The sequence below is a fragment of the Geobacillus thermoleovorans genome (assembly GCF_001610955.1).
Lineage (GTDB): Bacteria > Bacillota > Bacilli > Bacillales > Anoxybacillaceae > Geobacillus > Geobacillus thermoleovorans.
Window position 1 is genome coordinate 1,603,984 of sequence record NZ_CP014335.1, and the last position, 23,539, is coordinate 1,627,522.

A 23,539-nucleotide genomic window follows, 5' to 3' on the forward strand; every position below is an offset into this window, starting at 1 on the left:
CATTGATGATAATATGATTGTAGCACGACAAACGAATGAACGAAAAGGAAGTGAATCTCGTTGACCTTGACGGATCAACAAGCAACAAGCCGGCGGCGATCGGTTTGGGAAGTCGGAAAAACAGCGCTTCTCCTCGGTTTAACGTCATTTGGTGGTCCGGTCGCTCATCTCGGCTATTTTTACGAAGAGTACGTCAAACGAAAAAAATGGATTGACGAGAAAACGTATGCCGATTTGGTCGCTTTATGCCAATTCCTCCCTGGTCCAGCGAGCAGCCAAGTCGGCATCGGCATCGGATTCATGCGCGCCGGCGTTTGGGGGGCGTTGGCAGCTTGGCTTGGTTTTACGCTGCCGTCAGCGGTCGCCCTCAGCCTGGTTGCTGTTTGGCTGCAACACCATTCTTGGGGTGACGCCGGCTGGATGCACGGCTTGCTGTTGGCGGCCGTGGCGGTCGTGGCGCAAGCTGTATGGGAGATGGCGCGCAAATTCGCCTCTAGCCGCCTCGAGGCAACGGTCGCCATCACAGCGGCGGCCGCTGTGCTTCTTGCGCCGGGCGCGTGGAGCCAAGTAGCCGTCATCGCCGCAGCGGGGGGCATTGGCGCTGTTGGAGTGCGAAAAAATGTCGCACCTTCTTCGTCTGCGGCAGGCATCCCGCCTTCCATTCGTCGTTCCACCGGTTTGACGTTGCTTTCCTTGTTTGCTGTGTTGCTTGTTGCGCTGCCGCTCATTCGTACTTGGATCCACTCACCGCTTTTGGCGCTGTTTGATAGCTTTTACCGCGCTGGGGCGCTCGTGTTTGGCGGCGGTCATGTGGTGTTGCCGCTCTTGGAGGCGGAAGTGGTGCCGCAAGGGTGGGTCACCGCCAATCAGTTTTTAGCCGGCTACAGCGCCGCCCAAGCCGTCCCTGGGCCGCTGTTTACGTTTGCCGCGTATATTGGAATGGCGGCGTTGGGCTGGAAGGGAGCGCTAGTGGCTACCACAGCCATTTTTCTTCCATCCTTTTTGCTCGTTCTTGGCGCGTTTCCGTTTTGGCACTGGCTTCGCCGTCATCCACGCTTCCAAGCGGCGCTTGCCGGCATTAACGCCGCTGTCGTCGGGATGTTACTTGCGGCGCTGTATGATCCGATTTGGACAAAAGCGGTGAAGGGACCGGCCGATTTGGCGTTTTCCCTTGGGGCTTTTCTTCTTCTTGTTGTGTGGAAGTGGCCAGCATGGGCGGTCGTCCTTGTTTCGTTCGTCGGCGGATGGCTGCGCGCTTGGCTCGGCTGATCTCCCTAAGCACCATGATGGCGGCTTTTCATTATCGTCCGAAAATGGACAACGACGTGTTTGGCTTTGCCGTTGCAATAGCCGGCAGATGCAAATAGATGCATAGATCGATCAACAGCAGCGCCAGCCAAGAGAAACGCTATGAGAAAATGGATGGTCACAATAGCAGGCGGGAGGTCAAACCAGACAACAAGGGGCCGAGTGCGATCTGCGCCGCAAGCAATCCAGCCGCCGCCGACCGTCGTGGCGAGCACGATGGCGTCGATCGTCAACCTCGTTTCCTTAACGGCCGGCGCCAGTGTATTAGTGATGAGCTTGATCAAATGGTTTTCGTTTGCATGGAAGCGATACCGAGGCGGCAGAAACAAAAGAGCGCCGGCATGGCATAGGGCTGTGCGCTGAAAGGAAAGCTCGCCGCCTGATCCGCAGGCGTATATAGGCAAAAGGAGGGGGAGCCGATGAAGTGGGTATGGATGCTGCTCGCTCTAACGGCCGGGATGGCTGTCTCCGTACAGGCAGGAGTGAACGGCGGCCTCGGCAAGCGGGTCGGCGTGTTAGAAGGGGCATTCATTTCCTTTTTGATCGGGACGGTGGTTCTGTTTTTAGTGCAATTGTTTTTAGGCAAGGGAGAATTGCTTGCCATGTTTTCTGTGCCGAAATGGCAGCTGACGGGCGGCATTCTCGGCGCCTTTTACGTGTTTGTCATGGTGCTGATCGTTCCGAAAGTCGGCGTCGCCAATTCATTGATGGCCGTGGTCGCCGGACAGCTCGTGATGAGTTCGATCATTGATCACTTCGGGTTATTCGGCGGACAGCGCATTCCGTTTGACATGACGCGCCTCGCTGCTATAGCCTGTTTGTTTTTGGCGCTTTGGCTTTTTTTCCGCAAATGAACAACAGGACTGGCCAAGTTGGTTTAGTTTTCCGTGATCCGCTCATACTAACAACAGCATGATCGACTTGGCGGCCGCGCAACAGGCGCTAAAGACCGCACAGGCTCAATATCCATTTCTTTCCCGCCAGGTCCGCGAGCTGGCCGCCTTCCTATCGAAAATCAAAAGAGAAACCAACATCGACGAACTGATTCGCTTGTTGAAACAAGATCCTCGGGCGAAAGGGGCGTTTTTAGCTCACCCGGTTGACGTCAAAACGTTCCGCCTTTTCCCGCTGCCGAACTATGGTTCGGGCATGAATCCATTTTACACGGTGCTGGCCATATGGGTAGGATGTTTGTTGCTTGTTTCCGTCTTGTCGACGGATCCTTCTTCGTTTTCGGAAGCGAATGAGCGGGAAAGATATGCCGGACGGCTGTTGACCTTTTGGACGCTGAATGCTTTGCAGGCGATGGTCGTGACAGCTGGAGCGGCTTTCATCTTGCCGAATATTTTCGTCCGTGAGCCGGGATGGTTCATGACGTTCGGCCTTTTGTGCAGCTTTGTCTTTATGGCGGTGGTTTTTTCGCTTGTTTCCTTGTTCGGCAATGTGGGAAAAGCGATGGCGATTGTGTTGCTCGTCTTGCAAATTGCCGGAGCGGGAGGAACGTATCCCGTTGAGCTGATTCCTCCGTTCTTTCAGCAATTAAACCCTTGGCTGCCGTTTACCTATGCCATTGATGTCATGCGCGAGGCGGTCGGCGGGATCGTATGGGAAAATGTTGAGCATGATGTCAAGCGGCTTCTCTTGTTTGCCGTTGCCGCCCTTTTGGCCGGACTTTTGTTGAAAGGCTCATTAAACCCATGGATGCGCGTGCTGAAGGAAAAAGCTGTTCAAAGTGGTTTGTTTCATTGAAAATTGTCTGTTCTCTTTATGGAAGCATCTGTTACAATAGGGACGAGAGCGTTGCTTCATTCTCAATTGCCCCGTAGGATCGACGTCTCCCAAGCATTGTTCACTGTTGCTTTTGCGCGATGGGAGAGCGCTCGATGGCGGGGAAAAGGGGAGAGAATCATGTCGATCCGTCGACTGCTTGGTTTTGCGCTCATTTTTTTGGCGATTTCGATGTTTATCGAGCAAATGTGGTGGATCGGGGGAATTTGTTTCTTGATTGGAATTGGAATGACTGCGAAGAGTCCAATCGATCGAAAGTGGAGGAAAAAGAAGCATATATGGTAAACATCGAGAGTGATATGAATCAAACAAGGGTCAGACAGCATGATGTGCAGTTGATGAAAAAAGCAGAACAGTTTATCACGATAAGCTATCGGGAGCTTGGAAAAAGTGAGCAAGAAATGAAGCGGCGGTTGAACGAAATCCGTTGGGAAGTGGAACAAACCGGCACATACAGCCATACGTACGAAGAGTTAAGCTATGGGGCTAAGATGGCTTGGCGCCACAGCAACCGTTGCATCGGCCGCTTGTTTTGGCAATCGCTCTATGTCATTGATGCGAGAGAGGCGGTTACCGTAGACGAGGTTTTTTCTTATCTATTCCATCATATTGAGTTTGCGACCAATGGCGGGAAAATCCGGCCGACGATCACAATCTTCCGTCCAAATGGGGAAGTGCGCATTTGGAATCATCAACTGATTCGTTATGCCGGTTATGAAACCGAAGAAGGGATCATCGGCGACTCATCCTCCCTCACTTTCACCCGCGCCTGTGAACAGCTTGGGTGGAAGGGGGAAAAAACGCCTTTTGACGTGTTGCCCTTGGTGATCCAGGTAGGCAGCCAGAAGCCTGTTTGGACACCGATCCCTAAAGAATTGGTGCTTGAGGTGCCAATTGAACATCCGGAGTTTCCGTGGTTTCGCGATCTGCAGTTAAAATGGTACGCGGTCCCGATTATTTCAGATATGTGTCTAGAAATTGGCGGCATTCGCTATATGGCAGCACCGTTTAACGGGTGGTACATGGGTACGGAGATTGGAGCCCGCAATTTTGCCGATGATTATCGCTACAACATGCTTCCGAAAGTGGCCTCTTGCATGGGGCTTGACACCAACTCCAACGCATCATTATGGAAAGACAAGGCGTTGGTCGAATTGAATATCGCTGTTTTGTATTCCTACAAAAAGGCGGGCGTCAGCATCGTTGACCATCATACCGCCGCGCGCCAATTTCAGTTGTTTGAACAGCAAGAGAAAGCAGCCGGCCGCCATGTCACCGGCGATTGGACATGGCTGATTCCGCCTCTTTCTCCGGCGACAACGCACATTTTTCACCGAACGTATGACAACACGACCATGTTGCCCAACTTTTTCTATCAGGACCGTCCATACGAACAACAAAGGGGAGAGGAACAATGACCGTCATCATCCGCATGCGCGATGTGTCATGGGCAAGAGGAGGGCGCATGATTTTGCGTGATATCAACTGGGAGGTGAAAGAAGGCGAGCAATGGGCGATTCTTGGCCTAAACGGCTCCGGGAAAACATCGCTTCTCAATATCGTCACCGGCTATCAGTACCCGACGCGCGGGGATGTTGAAGTATTGGGCTATCGGTTTGGACAGGCGAGCTTGTGGGAATTGCGCCGGCATATCGGGTTTGTGAGCAGCTCGCTTGATCAGTTTTATGATACCTTGCAAGCCGAAACAGTCGAAGATATTGTCATCAGCGGCAAGTTTGCAACGATTGGCCTGTACGATGCCGTCACTGAGGACGATCGGTCCAAAGCGCAATCGTTAATCGAGTCTTTCCGCCTCGAAGCTGTCCAAGAAAAGCGGTACGCAACGTTGTCGCAAGGAGAAAAGCGAAAAACATTGATCGCCCGAGCGTTGATGGCGAATCCGAAGCTGCTCATTTTGGACGAGCCGACGGTCGGCCTTGATTTATTGGCCCGCGAAGAAATTTTAGCATTGATCGGACAGATCGTCACTCAGCCGTGCCATCTCTTATACGTCACCCATTATATCGAAGAAATCGTCGACTCCATTACCCATGTCTTGCTTTTGCAAGACGGGCGCATCCTTGCGGCTGGCCAAAAAGAGGAAGTGTTAACCGACGAGCGGCTTTCAGAAGCGTTTCGCCTTCCGATCCGCGTTCATTGGGAAGACGGCCGGCCGTGGGTGTCCGTCCATCGGTAGGGCGGCCGTTGGCAGCCGTTCCTAGGCCGACTGCCTCAACATACCGTGCACCCAAGAAGGTCAACCGCTATTTTTTGATAGACCGCATTGGTCCAGCCGAACCCTTTTTGCGAAGGGTAGCGGCCGATGGTGCGGATGCTCATGTCGACCACATTATATTTTTCGTACATGTTGCCAGTTTCCAAATACACTTTGGTGCAAAGCCGAATCCATCGCCGGGCGATCTCTTGCGCTTCAAGGTCATAGCCGTAGTTTTGCAACCCTTTGATGACAATCCAGTGAAGCGGGGCCCAGCCGTTCGGAAAATCCCATTGAAATCCGGTTTGGACATTGGAGGCAGCCAATCCGCCGGGTTGAAGGAACAAAGGTAAATGCCGGACGACTTTTGCTGCTTGCTGTTTAGAGGCCGCCCGAGCCCATAACGGATAAAAAGCAGCCAACGAATAATAGCAGTGCTGCCGCCCGTTGAGGAAATGAAAATCAAAATACATGCCAAACGACTCGTTCCATAAATATTGATTCATCAAGTCTTTTCGCCGCTTAGCCGCCTGCTCCCATTGTTCCGCTTCGCCGTTTAAAGCTAAAAGGCGGGCAAACGCCGCTAAATCGGTTTCGTACTTATAAAGCAAAGCGTTGAGATCCACCGGAATGAAATAGCCGCATTGCCGGTGAAAACGGCCTGTATAGTCCCAACCGGACTCCGCCTCGACCCTTTCATGCCAAAACGCAGGCGGGATATACATTTCGTCAAAATGGAGATACGCCTCCCCCTTTACCCGCAGCATCGACTCAAGCCGATCGTAATATTTATTGAGGCCGATCTGGGGATGATAGTGAGTGGTTTCGTCCATCCAGACTTCTTTGTATTCGATTTTGGCCCATTCGTAAGCGGAGCGGAGCCACTCTTTGTCTCCGCGCCATACCTCCTCGATCATCGACGTCAATAACGGAGGCTGGGAACGGCTTAAGTGGGCCAGTTCGGAACTGTTTGGAATGATTCCAAACGTTTTCAACTCGTAAAAGAAGTTGTTGACGATGTTGCGGGCGAGTTCGTGCAGCCTTGAAATGTTCAGTCCCAATATAATGAAATAGCTGTCCCAGTAAAAGAGCTGCTGGTACACCCCGCCGGGAACGACGTATGGAAACGGAAGGGAAAACAGTTCTCCTTTGGAGTAAGGCGAGCTTGTTTTGACCAATTGTTCCCACCGTTGGTGAATGGAAGAAAACACATGCTCTACGGCTGGATCCGGGCAAATGACCGTGATGTCCGGAAGCTCAATCGGCAACGGCTGTCCCTCCATGGGAATGGTCTATATGGCTATGTATATGGCCAAAACGACCCGGTCATGCCGCCAATCGAGTGCACGGCGATGGCAGAGGAAGAAAACGGAAGCCGAGCAACAAGGGCCACCGAACAAGGACGCCCTTGTTGCCACTTTTTCAAAACGCGCGGTCAACCGGCGGAAAATCAATATCATCCGCCGTTTGGCGGCTGTCAGCTGGCGTGACTTCCATGACCGGCGGCCGACCGTTTTCAAAACCGCGGGCGATGTCGCGAATCGGGCTCATTTCATCGGGAACGCCAATTCCCGGGGTATAGCGCGGCAGGCTGGAAGTGGCGCCGCGTTCTTCCCAAGGCTCTCTCATGAATCAACACCTCCATATTCTCAGTATGGCCATTGATGGAGGCCGTATAAATGGAAATCAAATCCTTTCCCGCCAATTTCTTTTGTGGAGCCCTGTCATCTGTTGTAGGCATACTATGGATGACAATATGGGCAACAGGAGGGAAGGAACTCAATGCAGTTCGGGAAAGATGCGATCGAAGCGATTTGGCGCCGCCAGTGCGGAGCGTGGGAGCGGAGCGATGCGGCATGTGTCCAATCATTTTTGGTGGAATGTTTACAACATGACCTTGATCCGCAAGACGGGCTCAATTGGATCATTGAGCACCGCACCCAGCTTTCTGACGCCGATGCAGTGGTGGACGCGGCACTCCGTTGGGTGAATGAACATACGTCCACTGGCTCCCCGGTGTCAGGAATCGGAGCGGAACAACAAGAGTGAGGCGGCGAACAGGAAAGGGCGGAACGAAGGATGGTATGGGTCATCAAAACAAAACACGAAAATGACCAAGGGGAGACGGTGGGGCTGGAGCTTGAGAGCGAAGATGGCTGGCTTGACGCCAACGTCCGCTGGGACGGATGCATGGAAATTCACTTGTACTTGGTGACGGAGGAAGGCCGCGAACTGAGCGATACGCTCCATACGTGCGATTTGCAGGGGCTGATCGAGCGGTTGCAGTCATTGGATTCCGTGTGTCGATCGTTCTTTTTCCAAATTTCAGGACAGGGGAGCTGATGAAGGCCGAACCGCCGGCAGCGCCGCTGACCTCATCGATGAATGAACGAGGAGCCAAAACCGAGGCTCCTCTTTTTTCCTGAACGGCATGGTGTTCATTGAAGGAAGGAGACGCGTTAGGAGGGGAAGCAGGCTCGATTGCCGTTGGCTTCGTCTTTGTTTGGAAGTGCAGGCTTTTCCGATTAGGGGTATAAAAATGTTTAAAATATTCTAAATGTGATGTATAATAAAAGAAACAACATACTAACCGGTTGGTATATCGTCTGTTGAAAACGGATTCAGAAGCGGATCGAAAGGTGGGAAGATCATGAGGCTAAAAGGAAAAGCGGCGATTGTCACCGGCGGCGCGAGCGGCATCGGCCGGGCGACGGCGATTCGCTTTGCGGAAGAAGGCGCCAAAGTGGCGGTGAGCGACATCAATGAGAAAGGAGGGGAAGAAACGGTCCGCCTGATTCGGGAAAAAGGAGGGGAGGCGATTTTTGTCCAAACGGACGTAGCCGATTCCAAGCAAGTGAGCCGCCTTGTCCAAACGGCGGTTGATGCCTTTGGCGGCCTACATATTCTCTTTAACAATGCCGGCATCGGCCATTCGGAAGTGCGGAGCACCGACTTGTCTGAAGAAGAGTGGGACCGGGTCATCAACGTTAATTTGAAAGGAGTGTTCCTTGGCATCAAATACGCGGTGCCCGTGATGAAGCAATGCGGTGGCGGGGCCATTGTCAACACATCGAGCCTGCTTGGAATCAAAGGGAAAAAGTACGAATCGGCCTACAACGCCTCGAAGGCCGGGGTGATTTTGTTGACGAAAAATGCGGCATTGGAATATGGGAAGTTTAACATTCGCGTCAATGCCATTGCACCGGGGGTCATTGATACGAACATCATCACGCCGTGGAAACAAGATGAGCGCAAATGGCCGATCATTTCGAAAGCGAACGCCCTCGGCCGCATCGGGACGCCAGAGGAAGTGGCGAACGCGGTGTTGTTTTTGGCGTCCGATGAAGCGTCGTTTATCACCGGCGCGACATTGTCGGTCGACGGCGGCGGGCTGACGTTTTAGACGTCGGACGGCTGATACGGGGCAACGGATGAAAACAAAGGTCGCACAAACGAGAGGGGAGAGGAAACGATGCGTTTTGCCAATACCGTCGCTGTGATTACTGGAGGGGGAAGCGGCATTGGCCGGGCGACGGCCGTCCGCCTGGCTCAGGAAGGGGCGACTGTCGTGCTTGTCGGCCGCACAGCCGTCAAACTGGAAGAAACGGTGCAAGACATCACGCGTCTTGGGGTGCCAGGGGTGGCCGATCGGTTTGCGGCCGATGTCACGGACCGCGAACAAGTGCGCGCCTTGGCCGCATACGTCCAAAATCGGTACGGCGACTTGCATGTGCTCGTCAACAATGCCGGCATTTCGACCCATACGAAATGGCTCGAGCTCACCGAACAAGAGTGGGATGATGTGCAGCGCGTCAATATGAAAAGCGTCTTTCTTGTCTCGCAAACGCTCGCTCCGCTGATGATCGAAGGGGCAAAACGCGAGCGCGCCAATCGGGCGATTGTGAACGTAGCGTCATTGTCCGGCCATCAGGCCGGGGCGGAAATTCCGCACTACAGCGCGGCGAAAGCAGGGGTCATCAACTTGACCAAATCGCTCGCTTTGGAGCTGGCGCCGTATGGCATCCGCGTCAATTCCGTTTCGCCTGGCTTTGTCGAGACGCCGCTTACCGAACGTGGACTGCAAAATGAGCGGTTTGTGAAAGCCATCGAGCGCAACACCGCCTTAGGCCGGGTGGGAGCGCCGGAAGAGATCGCCAACGTCATTGCGTTTCTTGCCTCTTCGGAAGCGTCGTACATGACCGGCTCTGATGTGTTGGTCGATGGCGGATGGCTCATCAAATGAAACTGAAAAGTCCAAAATGGAAAAGGAGAGGAAAGGAATATGGAAACCTCGCATTTGCTTGTGGAACAATCCGGTTCTGTATTATGGTTGACGCTGAATCGCCCGGAGCGGCTCAATGCCTTCAGCCCGGAGATGATTGCCGGACTGACGGATGAAATCGAACGCGCCGCGGCGGATGATGCCGTCCGCGTCATCGTCTTATCCGGCGCTGGGCGGGCGTTTTGCGCCGGCGGGGATGTGAAAACGATGGGGCAGTCGAGCGCCCCGCAGGCGTATGAGCATATCGGCCGACTCAACCGGCTCATTTTGGCGATGAAATCATGCGAGAAACCGATCATGGCCGCCGTGCACGGCGTGGCGGCCGGAGCTGGGTTCAATTTGGCGCTGGCTTGCGATGTGATCCTCGCGGCCGAAGACAGTCAATTCATTTTGAGCTTTGCGAAAGTCGGCCTTGTCTCCGACGGTGGCGGGTCGTATTGGCTCCCGAGGCTTGTCGGTCCGCATTTGGCGAAACAGTTTTTCTTCACCGCCGATCCGATTTCAGCCCGTCGCCTGTATGAATTGGGCGTCCTAAGCGAGGTCGTCCCAGCTGAGAAACTGCGCGAGGCGACAGAATCGCTCGCCTCGAAGCTGGCGGGTGGGCCCACGAAAGCCATCGGAAAACAAAAACGGCTGATTGAACACGCGCTGACCGCGACACTCGAGGAGATTCTCGAAGAAGAGCGTCTCGTTCAAGGGTTGATGGTGGAAACCGAAGACCATCGCGAAGGGGTGACGGCGTTTAAAGAGAAACGGAGCCCGGTGTTCCAAGGAAAATAAGCGAGTGGCAGTGCCGAAAGAGCGTTGCGCCCTGTTTCTCCATCAGCGGGAGACAGGGCGTATTTTGTTTTCACTTCGCCTCAAATGAAACAGCCCCCCCTTTCCAAATGGGGAAAAGGGGTGGTTGGTCGGGGAGCGGTGCGATCAAACGTCAAAGCGCCCCTGCTTGATTCCGGATGGGTTCTGCGAGCAACTGATCCACGTCGTCGATCAACTCGTCAACATGGTCATACGGCGCATCCAGCTGCAGCATTTTCCGCAAGATCCTGCGGGCGTTCGAGGATAAGTCAAGTTCTTCTTCCCAGCTTTTTTCCTCGTCACTTATCGGTTCATAGGCAGAATACAATAAAAACAAGGTGAAGTGTCCAAGGGCATAGAAATCGCTTCGTGGATGCGGTTTGCGCCGCAGCCGCTTTTCCAGCGGGTCGTCATCGCGGAAATCCACCGGTTCGCCGATGCGGCAGGCCAAGCCGAAATCGATGATCGCCACCGTTCCATCGCGCCAAATGATGTTCGGGATGCGCAAATCGCGATGGACGATGCCGAAAGCATGGACGTGCCGGACGACCTCAAGCACCTCCTTTAACAATCGAAACGCCTCTTGTTCCGTGTACTTGGCTTCCAGCTTGAAAATCCGGTCTTCCACCGTTTCTCCGTCGATATACTCCATCACGAGATGCGGCTGTCCGCGCTCCACAAACCGATCATACAGCCTCGGAATTTGCGGGTGGCGCAGGCGGGCGAGCACGTCAGCTTCGCGCCGAAGCAAGCGGCGGCCGTCTTCTCCTTTTGTCCGCCGCGCTTGTTTGATGACGACAAGACGGCCTGTCAGGTGATCGCACCCTTTGTAGGCGATGCCGTAGCTTCCCATCCCGAGCTCTTCGATGACTTCATAGCGGCCATGAAGTATAGTTCCGTTCCGATGCGGCCGGTCAAACCAGCGGGCGATGAGCGGATGGCGTTCGAACAAACGTTTCATCAGCTGCCGAAGAAGCTCGAGAAAAAGCTGCCGCTGTGATGTTTCTTTTTGTAATGGTGATGGCCGTACTGGGACGGGTGATGGTGCGAGTGATACGTCGGGTTGTAATAATGGTGGTCGCTGCTGCTGTAATGTTTATGGTAGTGCGACGGATGATGGGGATGGTCGAAAAGTGCTTTTAGCCATTTTTTCAACATCGCGATCGCTCCTTTGCGATAGATTTACCTATATATACGAGGCAATGAGAAGGAAGTTTCAGACTTCAAAGATGAAAAAGAAACCGCCAGGGGCATTAGCCCCTAGCGCGGTGTGGCAACCTCATTCCTTTTTTTCGTTCAACGCCTGCTTGAGCAGCTCCCCTAAACTCGTGCCAAACGATTCGTTGGCCGGGCTGTATTTTTTGAGAAGCGCCCGTTCGCTGCCTTTTGCGGCGATGCGTTTGGTCTCGTCCGCTTTTTCGACAATATTGCACGGGCGGCATTGGAAATACATCCCTGCTTTTCCTTCATGCATTTCCATGCGCCGGTGGCATTGCGGACAGCGGCGGTTCGACAGTTTCGGGTCGCGCCGGCGGCGGTAGCGGCACGCTAAGTTCGAGCAGACAAGCATCCGTCCGTCTTTCGTTTTCCGCTCTTTTAAAAGCGCACCGCATTCTGGGCATGTGAGATTTGTGAGGTTTGGCGCTTTGTATACCTGCTCGCTCTGCTTGATTTCGGCGACAAGCGTTTCGGTTTGCCGGCGGATGTTGGCCAAAAATTGTTGTGGATTTCCTTTCCCGCGGGCGATCGCCTCCAGCTCCCGCTCCCAGCGGGCGGTCAATTCCGGCGATTTCAGCTCTTCATTGACGAGCTCAATCAGCTGTTTCCCTTTTTTCGTCGGATAAAACCGTCCGTCTTTTCGCTCGACTACTTCGGTTTCAACCAGCCGTTCGATGATGTCCGCTCTTGTCGCCGGCGTGCCGAGCCCGTATTTCTCCATTTGCGCGAGCAAATCGGCTTCCGAATAACGGGCGGGCGGTTCGGTGAACGATTGTTCCCTCTCAAGCTGCACCGATGGGAGCGTCTGACCTTCTGCGAGGTGTGACAACGTCGGTTTGGCATCCGTTTCTTCTTTGCCGAGAACCGCTTTAAATCCGAAGTTCACAACCGCCGTCTCCTTGGCGACAAACATTTCGCCGCCGATGTCAAAGACAGCTGTCGTCGTTTCGGATTCATACGGCGGGAAAAACAGCGCCAAAAAGCGACGGGCGATGAGATCATACAGCTTGCGCTCATCAGTCGACAGCCTGCTAAGGTTGAGCCGCTCATCCGTTGGAACGATGGCGTGATGATCGGTCACTTTGTCATCGTTAAATACCCGCTTGGCTGCTTTGGCTTTGCCTTTGGCAAGGAGCGGAGCGATGACGTCCTCATAACCGGATTTCATCGCCAACAACCGCTCGGTCATCGTCGCTTCCATATCGCTTGGCAAATAACGCGAATCGGTGCGCGGGTACGTGACGAGCTTGTGTTGTTCATACAGCCGCTGCAACACCGAGAGCGTCTTTTTCGCCGAAAAGCCAAACCGCTTGTTCGCATCCCGCTGCAGCTCAGTTAAATCATACGGCAGCGGGACGGGCTCGCTTTTTCGTTTCCGCTTGACTGACACGACGCGCGCCGGTTGACCGTCAAGGCGGGCGATCAGCTGCTTCGCTTCGTCTTGGTCAAACAGACGATGTCCTCCATGCCGCTCCCATACGGCCGTGATGGAACCAATCTTCGCCCGAATCGTCCAATATGGCACGGGAACGAACGATTGGATCTCGCGTTCGCGCTCGATGATCATCGCGAGCGTTGGCGTTTGCACGCGCCCGGCCGAAAGCGGATCGTTGTATTTTGTCGTCAAGGCGCGCGAGACGTTTAACCCAATCAGCCAGTCGGCTTCGGCGCGGCAGACGGCCGATTGATACAGCCGGTCAAACTGCGCCCCGGGCTTGAGTTGGCGGAAGCCGTCGCGGATGGCGCGGTCGGTTTGCGACGAAATCCATAGCCGCCAAATCGGCTTCGTCCAACCGATCATCTCTAAAATCCAGCGCGCCACAAGCTCCCCTTCACGGCCCGCGTCGGTCGCGATGATGACATCTTTCACATCCGGTCGTTTCGCCAACCGTTCAATGGCGCGAAACTGGTGGCTCGTTTGCCGGATGACTTTCAAGCCCATTTTCTTTGGGATGATCGGCAAGTCCTCCAGCCGCCATGTTTCGTATTTCCGGTCGTAGTCTTCCGGCATCTTCAGCTCAACTAAATGGCCGAGCGCCCAGGTGACAATATGCTGCTTTCCTTCAAAATAATGTTTATGCGCTTGCTTGCAACCGAGCACGCGGGCGATGTCGCGAGCGACGCTCGGCTTTTCCGCTAACACGAGCGATTTCATCGATAAACCCCTTTCTGTCGTCTCCACATGAGCACAGTCTGCTTCTTAGTATAAAGGAAGAAGGAAAAAGACGCATCCGCCAAGGTTTGTCTCCTTGGCAGGACAAGACGCCTTGGCGCGGCGCAAAGCCGCATCTCCACACTTTCTGCACATTTGCCAAATAAAATAGTAAAATTGAAATGACACTCGGGCTTGATGGATGAGGAGAGGAATCCGTGCGAAAACTGTCATGGAAACTCGGAATGCTGTTTTTTGCCTTTGTCTTGGCCATTGAAATGGTGCTGTTCGTTTCCCTCTACGCTACGCTCGTCCATGCGCGCATCGAGGAAGAATTCGCGCAGCTGTTGGCGCGGGGAAACAGCCACCGCAACGTCTTGGAGAAAAATAACGATCGAACGACGTTGGCGCATGTCGTGATGATGGAATCAGAGGCGGAAACCGATGTCGCCATCACTGACGCCCGGCGCCGGATTGTATCGGCTTCTAGCGGCATTGTTCCGTTTGCCAAGCGCATCATTCCTTTAACGAACGGTCGCCATATTCCCCGCCGGGGAATGATGGTCGAAACCGACTGGAAGCGGGCATCGCATATCGCCGCCGTCAGCCCGATTCAAATCAGGGGTGAAACAAGAGGATATGTGTATATGTTTCAAGACACCCGCTCGATCCGGACGATGGTGTATAAACTGAAGCATCATTTTATCGTCGTTGGCGTGCTGTCGGTGGCGATCACCGTGTTGACCATCGCCTTTTTCTCCCGCGCCATCACGATGCCGCTCCTTCGCATGAAACAGGCGACCGAGGCGCTCAGCCGGGGGGATTTTTCCGTCCGCCTCGAGATGAAAGGCAACGACGAGCTGGCGCAACTCGGGAGAGCGATTCAAACGCTGGCCAACGATTTGGCGTATTTGAAACAAGAGCGGAGCGAATTTTTAGCGAGCATCTCTCATGAATTGCGCACGCCGCTGACGTATGTGAAAGGATACGCCGACATTGCTAGGCGTCCGCATCTGTCTGAGGAGCAGCGGGCGAACTATATGGCGATCATTTACGAAGAAGCGGAAAAGATTGAAAAGATGGTCAAAGATTTGTTTGAATTAGCCAAACTGGAGCAACACTCGTTCCAGATTGAAAAGCAGCCGACGAATCTTTGTTCGTTTTTGACAAAATTGTGTGAAAAACTGCGCCCCGCGTTTCAGGAAAAATCGCTGTCGCTTGTGTGCCAGTGCCCCGGTTCGGTCATGGCCGCGATCGATCGACAGCGGTTCGAGCAAGTGATGATCAACGTGCTTGACAATGCACGAAAGTACGCGTTTTCCGGCACGACGGTGGCCGTCGCCGTTCACCTTCAAAAGCAAGGAATCGTCATTGCCGTGTCCGATGAAGGAACCGGCATTCCGCCGGAAGATGTGCCCCGGATTTTCGAGCGGTTTTACCGGGTTGACAAATCGAGGTCGCGGACAAGCGGCGGGACCGGACTCGGTTTGGCGATTGCCAAAGAAATCGTCGAGGCGCACGGGGGAACGATCGCCGCTAGAAGCGAACAAGGAAAAGGAACGACCATCCTCATTACGCTGCCGGAGGGATAACGATGTATACCTTGCTGTTGGTTGATGATGAAGAGCGGATGCTTGATTTATTGGAATTGTATTTAGCGCCGAACGGCTACCGCTGCGTGAAACGGCGTTCGGGGGCGGAAGCCATTGACTATTTGCGGCGCCATCATGCCGATTTGGTGCTGCTTGATGTCATGATGCCAGAACTCGACGGATGGGAAACGTGCCGCCGCATCCGATCGTTTTCGAATGTGCCGATCATGATGGTCACCGCTCGCGATGAGACGGCGGATATTGTCCAAGGATTGAAAATCGGAGCGGACGATTATGTGACGAAACCGTTTGACGAGGCGGAACTGCTTGCTCGCATTGAAGCGGTGCTGCGCCGTACAGCCGGCGGTCGTTCCGCCATTCGCGCGGCCGGGCTTGTATGGGACGAAGAGGAACATACGGTCCGCTACGAAGATAAGCCGATTGCGTTGACGCCGAAAGAATTTGCCATTTTGGGACTGCTGTTAAAGCACCCGAATCAGGTGTTCAGCCGAGGGCAAATCATCGCATCGCTATGGGGCTATCTCGCTGATACGGAAGAGAGGACCGTTGACTCCCACATGAAAAACATCCGCGAAAAATTGCGTAAAGCGGGGTTCCCAGCGGACGAATATTTGCAGACGGTCTGGGGCGTCGGCTACAAATGGGAAGGGCGCAAGTCATAACCATTTTCGGAAAGAGAGGCGTTTGGGCCAAATGGAAGAACGGATGATTGAGTTCCTTCAAGCATACGGCGGAGCGGCGTACTTCTTGAGTCTAGCCTGTAATGTGGCGATCAGCGTGCTCGGGGTCGTACCAAGCACCTTTTTGACTGCCGCCAATTTGACCGTTTTCGGATTTTGGCCCGGCTTTTGGGTGTCGTTTGCCGGCGAGGCGCTCGGAGCGGTCGTCTCGTTTGTCTTGTATCGAAAAGGACTTCGCCGATGGAGCCAAACCACATGGCTTTCCCATCCCAAGGTGAAACCGTTGCTTCATGCCAGTGGCAAGGAGGCGTTTGGGCTCATTTTCGCGCTTCGACTGTTGCCGTTTGTGCCATCAGGGGTGGTAACGTTTGTCGCCGCCATCGGCCGCACGTCCTTCCCCGTCTTTGCGGCCGCCAGTTCGCTCGGCAAGCTCCCAGCTTTATGGATGGAAGCGTATGCTGTCGATCAGGTGATCCGCGTCACGTGGCAAGGAAAACTCATTCTTGCTGTTTTATCCGGAGCCATGTTTTTGTTTATTTGGCGGAAGATAAGGAAAAAGATTCCTGAATGAAACAGAGAAGCGGAAACAGCAGGCTCCCGCTCCCTCTTCCGTTTAAGGCGGTGGAAGAGACTTTGTATACTTAAAAACAGGGGAAATCCGCTGCGGCCATCTGCCGTCTTCCTGCGTTCAGGGCTCATCGGTTCCTCTTGCACCACAGCCTGCAGCTCCACAGACCGGCAAACCTCGCCTTTCCATCACATGTTTACATGCACGGTCGCCACTTTTTGCACGATCAAGGCCATCTCCATAAAATCTGCACAAATGCCGGGTATGCTAACAAGGCAAGGAGGGTGAAAACGATGAAAAAATTAAAAATGTTGCTAGGCACAACTTCGGTCATGGCAGCGCTCTTGCTATCCGCCTGCACCGGTGCAGACGACAACAAAGCGCCAAAGGAAAATACGGCTTCTCACACCGGTCATGAGGGAATGAACCACTCGGGTTCAGGAGAGGTGCCGGCTGGATTGAAGGAAGCGAAACAACCAAAGTATCCGATTGGAAGCCAAGTCATCATCCATGCGGATCATATGCCGGGAATGGATGGAGCCAAGGCGACTGTCACCGGTGCCTTTGACACGATCGTCTATACGGTCACATACACTCCAACCACGGGCGGGAAACCAGTGAAAAACCATAAATGGGTCATCCATGAAGAAATCGAAAACGCCGGTGACAAACCGTTCCAGCCGGGGGACGAAGTCGTCTTGAATGCCGACCATATGGAAGGGATGAAAGGCGCGAAAGCCATCATCGACTCTGCCCAACAAACGACGGTGTATATGGTCGATTACATCGATACAGAGACCGGCGAACAAGTGACCAACCATAAATGGGTGACCGAAGATGAACTTTCGCCGGCGAAATAAGGAATGGACCATCCACGCAGCGAGGGAGTTCCGAAGCGGCGAGACGCCCCTTTTGTCCATTGCACGACAGGGAGGGCCTTAGGGGCATCCCTGTTGTTTTTAAGGTCATCAGGTAGAATGAAATCAAAAGTCTGTTGGATGACAGAAAGAATGAGCGAGAAAATCCGCCTTTTCCGGCGGAAGGGAACATGAACAGGGAGAAGGAAACGATGAAAGGGTTTTGGCTGGGGGCATTGTTGTTTTGCCTCGGTTGGTTCGTATACGGGGCTGCGATCCGTTTGTATCGTTTATGGGCCGAGCGGCGAGTGGATGAGCAGGCGCCGATCTTAGCGTTCGGCATGGCGGTTATCGGCTGGCGGGCATGGGAGGAATGGCGGGGGATCAGCCGGGGACGACAAGAGAACAGGCGCCGGCCATAACGGCACGAGCGGCCTGTTTTTTGTGCACTCTTGTTCATGCAGATTGTTCGTCGATGTTCTGTTCCGGCAGCCGGCGCTGTTTTTCTTTGACCGCCCCATACATCGCCAGAACCGCCAAGATCACTAGGCAAAGAACCGACCCGATTCGATGATCATGCTGGAATAAAAAGCTCACCCAAATCGCGCCGAGCGACACGACGGCGATGAGCGTCGTGTACGGAAATCCTTTGACGCGGAAAAACGGATTCGTGTCGTAATGCGGCCGCAGTTTGAGTTGGGCCGCGCCGATCATCATCCAGACGATCAGCACCGTAAACCCAGGGATTGTCATCAGCTCGCCGATGATCCGCCCCGGCGCCAAGTACGCGCCAACGACCCCTAGAGCGATGCAGACGGCGACCATTCCCATCCCGTAAAGCGGAACCCCGTGTCGCGTCGTCCGCAACAAGCGGCGGCTCGCTTCTCCTTGCTCAGCCATGGAAAAGAGCAAGCGAGACGTGGCGTACACCCCGGTGTTGGCTGCCGATAAGACGGCCACAAGCAAAACAGCGTTCATCACATGGGCGGCGCCCGGAATGCCAGTGGCCTCGAGCACTTGGACGAATGGGCTGTTTTCCGCCGATACGGCGCTCCAGGGCATGATGCCGCAAATGATGGCGATCGGCAACACATAAAAGCCGATGACCCGCCATATCGTCGTTTGGATCACCCGCGGCAGCACCCGGTCGGCGTCTTTCATCTCCGTCACCGCTACACCGATCAGCTCCGCCCCGCCGTATGAAAACATGACGACAAGCAGGGCGCTGATCATGCCGCCGATCCCATGCGGAAACCAGGCGTCGTACGTCGCATAACGGCTCCATGGGTTTCCGTCCGCTCCTTCGATCACTCCCAACCACATGCCGACCCCAAGCAAGATGAACAGCCCCAGCGCCGCCACTTTCAACCCAGCGAGCCAAAATTCTGTTTCCCCATAGTAGCGAACAGGAAACAAGTTCAGCACGATGATAAACAGCGCGCAGCTAAGAGCGAGCAGCCAAAGCGGCACCGCCGGCATCCAATAGCGCAAAAAACTGCCTGCCGCCAGCAGCTCGACGACCGTGACCAACGTCCAGTTCGCCCAATACAGCCACCCGACGAGAAACGACCAGCGAAATCCAAACGCCCGGCGGATCAAATGCTGAACGTTTTCACCCGGATAGGCGATGGCCATCTCCGCTAAGGCGGCCATAATGAGAAACAACAGCGCGCCGCCGAGGAGATACGTAAGAATAACGCTCGGTCCGGCCATGTGAATCGTATCAGAGCTCCCTTTGAAAATGCCGGTGCCGATCATGCCGCCGAGCGCCATCAACTGCACATGGCGAGGCAGCAGCCCTTTTTGCAATGAGGGGCGGGAATGTTCCATACAGCAACAACCTTTCTCACACGAAGTTCATTTCATGATGTGCTTTTTTGCTTTTACGCTTTTATGCAATTAAGCAAAAAAGATAGTTTTAGAATATAATTGTTTTGTTTTTCTGTCAATGTTTCGCAAAAAACATGTCGTTAATGTGGAAATGTTTTGTTATACTGGAAACAGATTTTGAACTCGCCAAAAGGAGATTGGTAGGATGCTTCGCAACAGCGGTAAACCGATTTCGGAAAAAGCCATCACCGTGTGGCGTTGGACCGGAGCGTTGGGGACATTGGTTTCTGGCGCCGTCATTGGCGGAATGGCGTGGGTGCTGGCGCGCTTTCATGTCCCGAAATGGTGTTTGGGGATGTTAGCCGGCATCTGGTTGATTGAAGTGGTTCTATGGGTGGGATGGGTGCCTGTGCTTCGCCAGCGCCGTTGGCGTTACGCTATTCGCGAAGAAGAAATCGACATTCAGCGCGGGGTCTGGTCTACGAAGCGAACGCTCATTCCGATGACCCGCGTTCAGTATGTCGATGTGCGGCAAGGCCCGCTCCTTAAGCGGTATGGATTGGCTTCCATCGCGGTGTTCACGGCGGCGGCCGCTCATGAAATTCCCGCTCTTCCGATGGAAGAAGCAGAACGGCTTTGCTGCTTGATTGCGGAGTGGGCGAAGGTGGCGGATGACAATGACGCGTAAAGCAAGACGCCGCCTCCATCCGATTGCCATTATGGCCGGGCTAGGAAAAGAATTAAAAAATATGGTCGTTCCTCTTCTAGTCATCATGGCAGCCGGCAGTCGCCATGGGTTTTCATGGACCGATATTCTTGTGCCGTTGGCCGCCCTCATTTACACGCTGGTCATGGGCGTTCTTTCTTGGCTTCGTTTTACATATGAGTGGGATGACACTTGCTTGGTCGTTGAAGAAGGGGTGTTTGTTCGCAAAAAACGTTCCATTCCGTTGGAGCGCATTCATGGGATTTCGGTGACAGAGGGAATCTGGCAGCGGATGGCGGGGGTCGTCCAAGTGCATATTGAGACGGCGGGCGATGCCCTCGGTGAAGCAGAAGTGACGCTTCGGGCCATATCAAGGGAAGAAGCCCGCCGCCTGCAACGATGCGTGGAACAGGCGAAACACAAGGCGGAAAACGCTTCCCATCCGGAACCACTCGCGAACCGCCCACATCCTGTTCTGTTTACCTTATCGATGAAAGAAGTATGGGTCGCTTCGTTGACAAGCGGTGGGGCGCTTGGCGTGGTCGCCGCTTTATGTGCGTTTTTGTCGCAATTTAGCGACTTCATTCCGTATGAGGCGCTTGTCCGTGATATTCAGTCGACATGGAACGGACATGGACGATGGTATATTGCTCTATTGATCTTGTCGATTCTCTTGGCCGCCTATGGAGTGGCCATCGTGCAAAATATGATCCGGTACGCTTCGTTTGTCGTGCGGAAACAAGAAGACACGATTGTGATTGCTCGCGGATGGTTGGAACGAAAAGCGGTGTCCGTCCCTGTTGACCGCGTCCAAGGCGTCGTTATTCATGAGAATTGGCTGCGCCGTTTTTTCGGATACGCCTCTGTATCCATTATTCATGCCGGCGGAGCGCTCGATGGCGGACCGTCAGGGGAAGTCGTTCTTTGCCCGCTGGTCAAAAAGCATCGCATCGTCCCCATTGTTCAGGCTTGTTTGCCCGAGTATCGCCTCGATGTGCCATTTTGTCCGCTTCCTCAGCGTGCAAAAAGTCGATATATGCTTCGCCCGCTTTATTGGTTGACGATTCCGGTTGGAGTTGCCGCGTATATGGAGCGTCCATGGGGAGCAGGGCTTTTGTTTGTGTTGCCGCTTGCTCTGTGGATCGGGGCGCGGCGCTATCAAGCGGCCGGCTGGGCGCTTTCCTCGAAGCAGCTGTCGCTCCGCAACGGCTGGTTTCGGCGAACGACCGCGCATTTGTTAAAGCGTCACGTCCAATCGTTGGAAATCGCAACGACATGGTGGCAAAGAAAAAAACAGTTGGCGACAATCTCGGCTTCCGTCATGCCGGTCGGCACCCGCTCCCGTGTCGTGGATGTGGATGAAGAAGATGCCGCTTCGATCTATCGCTGGCTGCAAGGGGAAAAGGGGGACCAAACATGATGAAGGCCTTTCTTCACGGGCTTATCCTTGCGTTTGGACTCATTTTGCCATTGGGGATGCAAAACGTGTTCATTTTGACCCAAGGAGCGGTCCAGCGGCGTTGGCGGCATGCCTTGCCGGCGGTGCTGACGGCGTCGTTGTGTGATACGTTGTTGATTTTCCTCGCCGTTTTGGGCGTCTCGCTCGTTTGGCTTGGTTCCGCTTGGCTGAAAACAGCCGTGATGGGGGCTGGCATTCTTTTTTTGCTGTATATGGGCTGGAGTACATGGAAGAGCGAGCCTTCAACAGGCGAAAGCGAAGCGGCGGAACGGTTTCCGCCCCGCAAACAAATCGCTTTTGCCGCCTTGAAAGCGACCTGAGTTGTTCCCAACGAACAAATGATCTGCTAAAATAGGAAACAACGAAAGAAAAGAAGGGAAGAAAGATGCAAACGGAGCGCGAATCGCATGGGCGGATCATTTTTCATGTAGACGCCAATTCGTTTTTCGCTAGCTGTGAGATCGTCCGTGATCCATCGCTTCAGAAAAAACCGGTCGTTGTGGCAGGAGACCCGAAAGAGCGGAAAGGAATTGTGCTGGCGGCCAGCTATGTAGCGAAACAACAGTTTGGCATCTATACGACGATGCCGCTTTGGGAAGCGAAAAAACGCTGTCCATCGCTCGTCGTGCGGCCGCCGGATTTCGCGTTATACCGCGAAGTAAGCCGTCGCTTGTTTCAATGCTTACAGCGTTTCTCGCCCGTATTGGAGCGCGCCTCCATTGATGAAGGCTATTTGGACATGACCGGGCGGACGCCAACGGTTCACCCGCTCGCTTTGGCGCACCATATCCAACAAGAACTGCTTGAGCGGTTGTCGATTCCGGTGAGTATTGGCATCGCCCCGAATAAGTTTTTGGCGAAAATGGCAAGCGACATGAAAAAGCCGCTTGGCATCACCGTGCTGCGCAAGCGCGATATCCCGTCTGTGTTATGGCCGCTTCCGGTCGAACAGATGCATGGCGTCGGCGACAAAACAGCGAAGAAGCTTCATGCGCTTGGCCTCCATACGATCGGCGATCTTGCCAAAGCTGACCGCGAGCGTCTTCGTCAGACGTTTGGCATCTATGGTTTGCGCCTTCAAGAGAAAGCGAACGGCATCGACCCGCGTCCGGTTGATCCAGTGGCGGCGGAAAAGAGAAAATCGATCGGACACTCAACAACGTTGCCGTACGATATGGATGAGGAACAGAACTTGCTCGTTGTCTTGCGCCAGTTGGCTGAGTCTGTCAGTGCAAGGATGAACGAAAAGCGGGTTGTCTCGCGGACCGTTCAACTGACCATTCGCTACTACGATTTTCAAACCATCACTCGTAGCCAAACCGGAATGGATCCGTTATGGGATGCGGAAGACATCTTTTCCTATGCTGTACGGTTGTTCCAAAAGCATTGGGACGGTCGTCCAGTGCGGCTTCTTGGCGTCGCCGCGCTCCATGTGTTTGACCGGACCGGGGCCGTGAAGCAGCTCGATTTGTTTCATTATGAAAAGGAGGTGAAAATGGAACCGCTTTGGAAAACGGTTGAACAGCTGCAGGCGAAGTTTGGCGCCCGTGCCTTGCAGATAGGTGTTGAGCCGCTTTCATCCGACAGGCAAACGAAAGAGGGGGAAGAACGTTGACGATCTCAATGATTGCCGCGGCTGTCGTGATGCTTGCAGGCCTCATCGGCACGCTCGCGCTGTCGGGGCGGGGGGACGAACAGTACACATCAGCAACCAAAGGCAATCTCACCCGCCTAGTGTTGATTTATGCCGGGTTGGCCCTTGTGCTAGCGGCGGGAATCGGGGTATATCTAGTGTTATAACAAGCGAAAGACGATGCCCGCCGTCGAGTTTAGATGCCGCGGCACCATTTAGAGACAAACGGTTATGGACAATCGAGCCCTGGTGACAAAGTAGCCATCGGTTCATCTCAGGCAGAGCGTCGCTCTCTTCGACATGGGATGAACCGATTGGCTTTGGTTGAGTGAAAAAGTCGGCCTACGGCTTTCCGTCAATGAGGGGAAGCACCTAGGTATTGGAAGTGCCCCTGCGTTTGTGGTGTGATGATCCTCACTCCGACGGGATGGT

27 protein-coding genes are annotated in these 23,539 nt (G+C 54.0%); 20 read left to right on the forward strand and 7 right to left on the reverse strand.

Annotated features, from left to right (window positions below):
* Positions 1-60: 60 nt before the first annotated feature.
* Complete coding sequence (gene chrA / locus GT3570_RS08035) at positions 61-1,269, forward strand: chromate efflux transporter (RefSeq protein ID WP_062898610.1); 1,209 nt, start codon at positions 61-63, stop codon at positions 1,267-1,269.
* 5 nt (positions 1,270-1,274) lie between these two features.
* Here chrA and GT3570_RS18715 read toward each other — a convergent pair whose 3' ends face one another.
* Entirely contained in the window at positions 1,275-1,592 is a 318-nt protein-coding gene (locus tag GT3570_RS18715) for a hypothetical protein (RefSeq protein ID WP_167552183.1), read from the reverse strand.
* Positions 1,593-1,727: 135 nt separating this feature from the next.
* Here GT3570_RS18715 and GT3570_RS08045 point away from each other — a divergent pair, with 135 nt between their 5' ends.
* From GT3570_RS08045 to GT3570_RS08060, 4 genes are all read left to right on the forward strand, one after another.
* Positions 1,728-2,162 carry a DMT family transporter gene (locus GT3570_RS08045; RefSeq protein ID WP_062898611.1) on the forward strand — a complete coding sequence of 145 codons (435 nt, stop codon included), beginning with the start codon at positions 1,728-1,730 and terminating at the stop codon, positions 2,160-2,162.
* A 67-nt stretch (positions 2,163-2,229) separates the two neighbouring features.
* The gene (locus tag GT3570_RS08050) at positions 2,230-3,057 is read left to right on the forward strand and encodes a YhgE/Pip family protein (RefSeq protein WP_255515206.1); all 828 of its coding nucleotides are present in this window, start codon (positions 2,230-2,232) and stop codon (positions 3,055-3,057) included.
* A 317-nt stretch (positions 3,058-3,374) separates the two neighbouring features.
* On the forward strand, positions 3,375-4,514 hold the full coding sequence (locus tag GT3570_RS08055; RefSeq protein WP_369827713.1) for a nitric oxide synthase oxygenase: 1,140 nt from the start codon (positions 3,375-3,377) through the stop codon (positions 4,512-4,514).
* A complete protein-coding gene (locus GT3570_RS08060; RefSeq protein ID WP_011231172.1) occupies positions 4,511-5,293 on the forward strand; it encodes an ABC transporter ATP-binding protein in 783 nt (260 codons plus the stop codon). Before GT3570_RS08055 ends, GT3570_RS08060 begins: the two co-directional genes overlap by 4 nt.
* 35 nt (positions 5,294-5,328) lie before the next feature.
* Here the strand turns inward: GT3570_RS08060 and GT3570_RS08065 are convergent, their stop codons facing one another.
* Together GT3570_RS08065 and GT3570_RS08070 are read right to left on the reverse strand one after the other, a co-directional pair.
* Positions 5,329-6,579 (reverse strand): trehalase family glycosidase, encoded by a 1,251-nt coding sequence (locus GT3570_RS08065; protein WP_011231173.1) that lies wholly within the window; start codon positions 6,577-6,579, stop codon positions 5,329-5,331.
* Positions 6,580-6,733: 154 nt separating this feature from the next.
* Complete coding sequence (locus tag GT3570_RS08070) at positions 6,734-6,940, reverse strand: hypothetical protein (protein WP_011231175.1); 207 nt, start codon at positions 6,938-6,940, stop codon at positions 6,734-6,736.
* Between the two features lie 153 nt (positions 6,941-7,093).
* Between GT3570_RS08070 and GT3570_RS08075 the strand changes: the two genes are divergently transcribed.
* From GT3570_RS08075 to GT3570_RS08095, 5 genes are all read left to right on the forward strand, one after another.
* A complete protein-coding gene (locus tag GT3570_RS08075; protein ID WP_011231176.1) occupies positions 7,094-7,360 on the forward strand; it encodes a hypothetical protein in 267 nt (88 codons plus the stop codon).
* Positions 7,361-7,390: 30 nt separating this feature from the next.
* A complete protein-coding gene (locus tag GT3570_RS08080) occupies positions 7,391-7,654 on the forward strand; it encodes a hypothetical protein (protein WP_011231177.1) in 264 nt (87 codons plus the stop codon).
* Positions 7,655-7,961: 307 nt separating this feature from the next.
* Entirely contained in the window at positions 7,962-8,714 is a 753-nt protein-coding gene (locus GT3570_RS08085; RefSeq protein ID WP_062898612.1) for an SDR family NAD(P)-dependent oxidoreductase, read from the forward strand.
* A 69-nt stretch (positions 8,715-8,783) separates the two neighbouring features.
* The gene (locus tag GT3570_RS08090) at positions 8,784-9,554 is read left to right on the forward strand and encodes an SDR family NAD(P)-dependent oxidoreductase (RefSeq protein WP_014195784.1); all 771 of its coding nucleotides are present in this window, start codon (positions 8,784-8,786) and stop codon (positions 9,552-9,554) included.
* Between the two features lie 39 nt (positions 9,555-9,593).
* Positions 9,594-10,373, forward strand: coding sequence for an enoyl-CoA hydratase/isomerase family protein (locus GT3570_RS08095; RefSeq protein ID WP_011231180.1), 780 nt, complete (start codon positions 9,594-9,596; stop codon positions 10,371-10,373).
* 151 nt (positions 10,374-10,524) lie between these two features.
* Here the strand turns inward: GT3570_RS08095 and GT3570_RS08100 are convergent, their stop codons facing one another.
* The 3 genes from GT3570_RS08100 to GT3570_RS08110 form a co-directional block, all read right to left on the reverse strand.
* Positions 10,525-11,352, reverse strand: coding sequence for a serine/threonine protein kinase (locus GT3570_RS08100; RefSeq protein WP_014195786.1), 828 nt, complete (start codon positions 11,350-11,352; stop codon positions 10,525-10,527).
* Positions 11,352-11,549 (reverse strand): hypothetical protein, encoded by a 198-nt coding sequence (locus GT3570_RS08105; protein ID WP_014195787.1) that lies wholly within the window; start codon positions 11,547-11,549, stop codon positions 11,352-11,354. The genes GT3570_RS08100 and GT3570_RS08105 overlap by 1 nt, the downstream gene beginning before the upstream one ends.
* 121 nt (positions 11,550-11,670) lie before the next feature.
* A complete protein-coding gene (locus GT3570_RS08110) occupies positions 11,671-13,764 on the reverse strand; it encodes a DNA topoisomerase III (RefSeq protein ID WP_062898613.1) in 2,094 nt (697 codons plus the stop codon).
* A 215-nt stretch (positions 13,765-13,979) separates the two neighbouring features.
* Here GT3570_RS08110 and GT3570_RS08115 point away from each other — a divergent pair, with 215 nt between their 5' ends.
* From GT3570_RS08115 to GT3570_RS08135, 5 genes are all read left to right on the forward strand, one after another.
* A complete protein-coding gene (locus tag GT3570_RS08115) occupies positions 13,980-15,353 on the forward strand; it encodes a sensor histidine kinase (protein WP_013523746.1) in 1,374 nt (457 codons plus the stop codon).
* A 2-nt stretch (positions 15,354-15,355) separates the two neighbouring features.
* A complete protein-coding gene (locus tag GT3570_RS08120; RefSeq protein WP_011231185.1) occupies positions 15,356-16,036 on the forward strand; it encodes a response regulator transcription factor in 681 nt (226 codons plus the stop codon).
* A 31-nt stretch (positions 16,037-16,067) separates the two neighbouring features.
* On the forward strand, positions 16,068-16,625 hold the full coding sequence (locus tag GT3570_RS08125; protein WP_062899097.1) for a TVP38/TMEM64 family protein: 558 nt from the start codon (positions 16,068-16,070) through the stop codon (positions 16,623-16,625).
* A 290-nt stretch (positions 16,626-16,915) separates the two neighbouring features.
* Complete coding sequence (locus tag GT3570_RS08130; protein ID WP_023634315.1) at positions 16,916-17,482, forward strand: YdhK family protein; 567 nt, start codon at positions 16,916-16,918, stop codon at positions 17,480-17,482.
* A gap of 209 nt (positions 17,483-17,691) precedes the next feature.
* A complete protein-coding gene (locus GT3570_RS08135; RefSeq protein ID WP_023634316.1) occupies positions 17,692-17,901 on the forward strand; it encodes a hypothetical protein in 210 nt (69 codons plus the stop codon).
* A 34-nt stretch (positions 17,902-17,935) separates the two neighbouring features.
* Here the strand turns inward: GT3570_RS08135 and GT3570_RS08140 are convergent, their stop codons facing one another.
* A complete protein-coding gene (locus tag GT3570_RS08140; RefSeq protein ID WP_023634317.1) occupies positions 17,936-19,309 on the reverse strand; it encodes an amino acid permease in 1,374 nt (457 codons plus the stop codon).
* A gap of 205 nt (positions 19,310-19,514) precedes the next feature.
* On the opposite strand from GT3570_RS08140, the gene GT3570_RS08145 reads away from it, so the two are divergent.
* The 5 genes from GT3570_RS08145 to GT3570_RS08165 all read left to right on the forward strand — a co-directional run bounded on the left by GT3570_RS08145 (position 19,515) and on the right by GT3570_RS08165 (position 23,274).
* On the forward strand, positions 19,515-19,997 hold the full coding sequence (locus GT3570_RS08145) for a PH domain-containing protein (RefSeq protein ID WP_014195793.1): 483 nt from the start codon (positions 19,515-19,517) through the stop codon (positions 19,995-19,997).
* Positions 19,987-21,435 carry a PH domain-containing protein gene (locus GT3570_RS08150; RefSeq protein ID WP_062898614.1) on the forward strand — a complete coding sequence of 483 codons (1,449 nt, stop codon included), beginning with the start codon at positions 19,987-19,989 and terminating at the stop codon, positions 21,433-21,435. The genes GT3570_RS08145 and GT3570_RS08150 overlap by 11 nt, the downstream gene beginning before the upstream one ends.
* Positions 21,432-21,794 carry a LysE/ArgO family amino acid transporter gene (locus tag GT3570_RS08155; RefSeq protein ID WP_079936105.1) on the forward strand — a complete coding sequence of 121 codons (363 nt, stop codon included), beginning with the start codon at positions 21,432-21,434 and terminating at the stop codon, positions 21,792-21,794. The genes GT3570_RS08150 and GT3570_RS08155 overlap by 4 nt, the downstream gene beginning before the upstream one ends.
* Before the next feature lie 65 nt (positions 21,795-21,859).
* Positions 21,860-23,089, forward strand: a complete 1,230-nt coding sequence (locus GT3570_RS08160; RefSeq protein ID WP_062898615.1) for a DNA polymerase IV — start codon at positions 21,860-21,862, stop codon at positions 23,087-23,089.
* Entirely contained in the window at positions 23,086-23,274 is a 189-nt protein-coding gene (locus GT3570_RS08165) for a hypothetical protein (RefSeq protein WP_023634321.1), read from the forward strand. Before GT3570_RS08160 ends, GT3570_RS08165 begins: the two co-directional genes overlap by 4 nt.
* Positions 23,275-23,539: the final 265 nt, after the last annotated feature.

Coding starts and splice junctions, on each gene's coding strand:
- GT3570_RS08045 (WP_062898611.1), top strand. CDS start 1,728: ATGAAGTGGGTATGGATGCTGCTCGCTCTAACGGCCGGGATGGCTGTC.
- GT3570_RS08125 (WP_062899097.1), top strand. CDS start 16,068: ATGGAAGAACGGATGATTGAGTTCCTTCAAGCATACGGCGGAGCGGCG.
- GT3570_RS08130 (WP_023634315.1), top strand. CDS start 16,916: ATGAAAAAATTAAAAATGTTGCTAGGCACAACTTCGGTCATGGCAGCG.
- GT3570_RS08080 (WP_011231177.1), top strand. CDS start 7,391: ATGGTATGGGTCATCAAAACAAAACACGAAAATGACCAAGGGGAGACG.
- GT3570_RS08135 (WP_023634316.1), top strand. CDS start 17,692: ATGAAAGGGTTTTGGCTGGGGGCATTGTTGTTTTGCCTCGGTTGGTTC.
- GT3570_RS08160 (WP_062898615.1), top strand. CDS start 21,860: ATGCAAACGGAGCGCGAATCGCATGGGCGGATCATTTTTCATGTAGAC.
- GT3570_RS08120 (WP_011231185.1), top strand. CDS start 15,356: ATGTATACCTTGCTGTTGGTTGATGATGAAGAGCGGATGCTTGATTTA.
- GT3570_RS08100 (WP_014195786.1), bottom strand. CDS start 11,352: ATGAAACGTTTGTTCGAACGCCATCCGCTCATCGCCCGCTGGTTTGAC.
- GT3570_RS08140 (WP_023634317.1), bottom strand. CDS start 19,309: ATGGAACATTCCCGCCCCTCATTGCAAAAAGGGCTGCTGCCTCGCCAT.
- GT3570_RS08145 (WP_014195793.1), top strand. CDS start 19,515: ATGCTTCGCAACAGCGGTAAACCGATTTCGGAAAAAGCCATCACCGTG.
- GT3570_RS08060 (WP_011231172.1), top strand. CDS start 4,511: ATGACCGTCATCATCCGCATGCGCGATGTGTCATGGGCAAGAGGAGGG.
- GT3570_RS08085 (WP_062898612.1), top strand. CDS start 7,962: ATGAGGCTAAAAGGAAAAGCGGCGATTGTCACCGGCGGCGCGAGCGGC.
- GT3570_RS08105 (WP_014195787.1), bottom strand. CDS start 11,549: ATGTTGAAAAAATGGCTAAAAGCACTTTTCGACCATCCCCATCATCCG.
- GT3570_RS08070 (WP_011231175.1), bottom strand. CDS start 6,940: ATGAGAGAGCCTTGGGAAGAACGCGGCGCCACTTCCAGCCTGCCGCGC.
- GT3570_RS08150 (WP_062898614.1), top strand. CDS start 19,987: ATGACGCGTAAAGCAAGACGCCGCCTCCATCCGATTGCCATTATGGCC.
- GT3570_RS08075 (WP_011231176.1), top strand. CDS start 7,094: ATGCAGTTCGGGAAAGATGCGATCGAAGCGATTTGGCGCCGCCAGTGC.
- GT3570_RS08090 (WP_014195784.1), top strand. CDS start 8,784: ATGCGTTTTGCCAATACCGTCGCTGTGATTACTGGAGGGGGAAGCGGC.
- GT3570_RS08110 (WP_062898613.1), bottom strand. CDS start 13,764: ATGAAATCGCTCGTGTTAGCGGAAAAGCCGAGCGTCGCTCGCGACATC.
- GT3570_RS08155 (WP_079936105.1), top strand. CDS start 21,432: ATGATGAAGGCCTTTCTTCACGGGCTTATCCTTGCGTTTGGACTCATT.
- GT3570_RS08055 (WP_369827713.1), top strand. CDS start 3,375: ATGGTAAACATCGAGAGTGATATGAATCAAACAAGGGTCAGACAGCAT.
- GT3570_RS08095 (WP_011231180.1), top strand. CDS start 9,594: ATGGAAACCTCGCATTTGCTTGTGGAACAATCCGGTTCTGTATTATGG.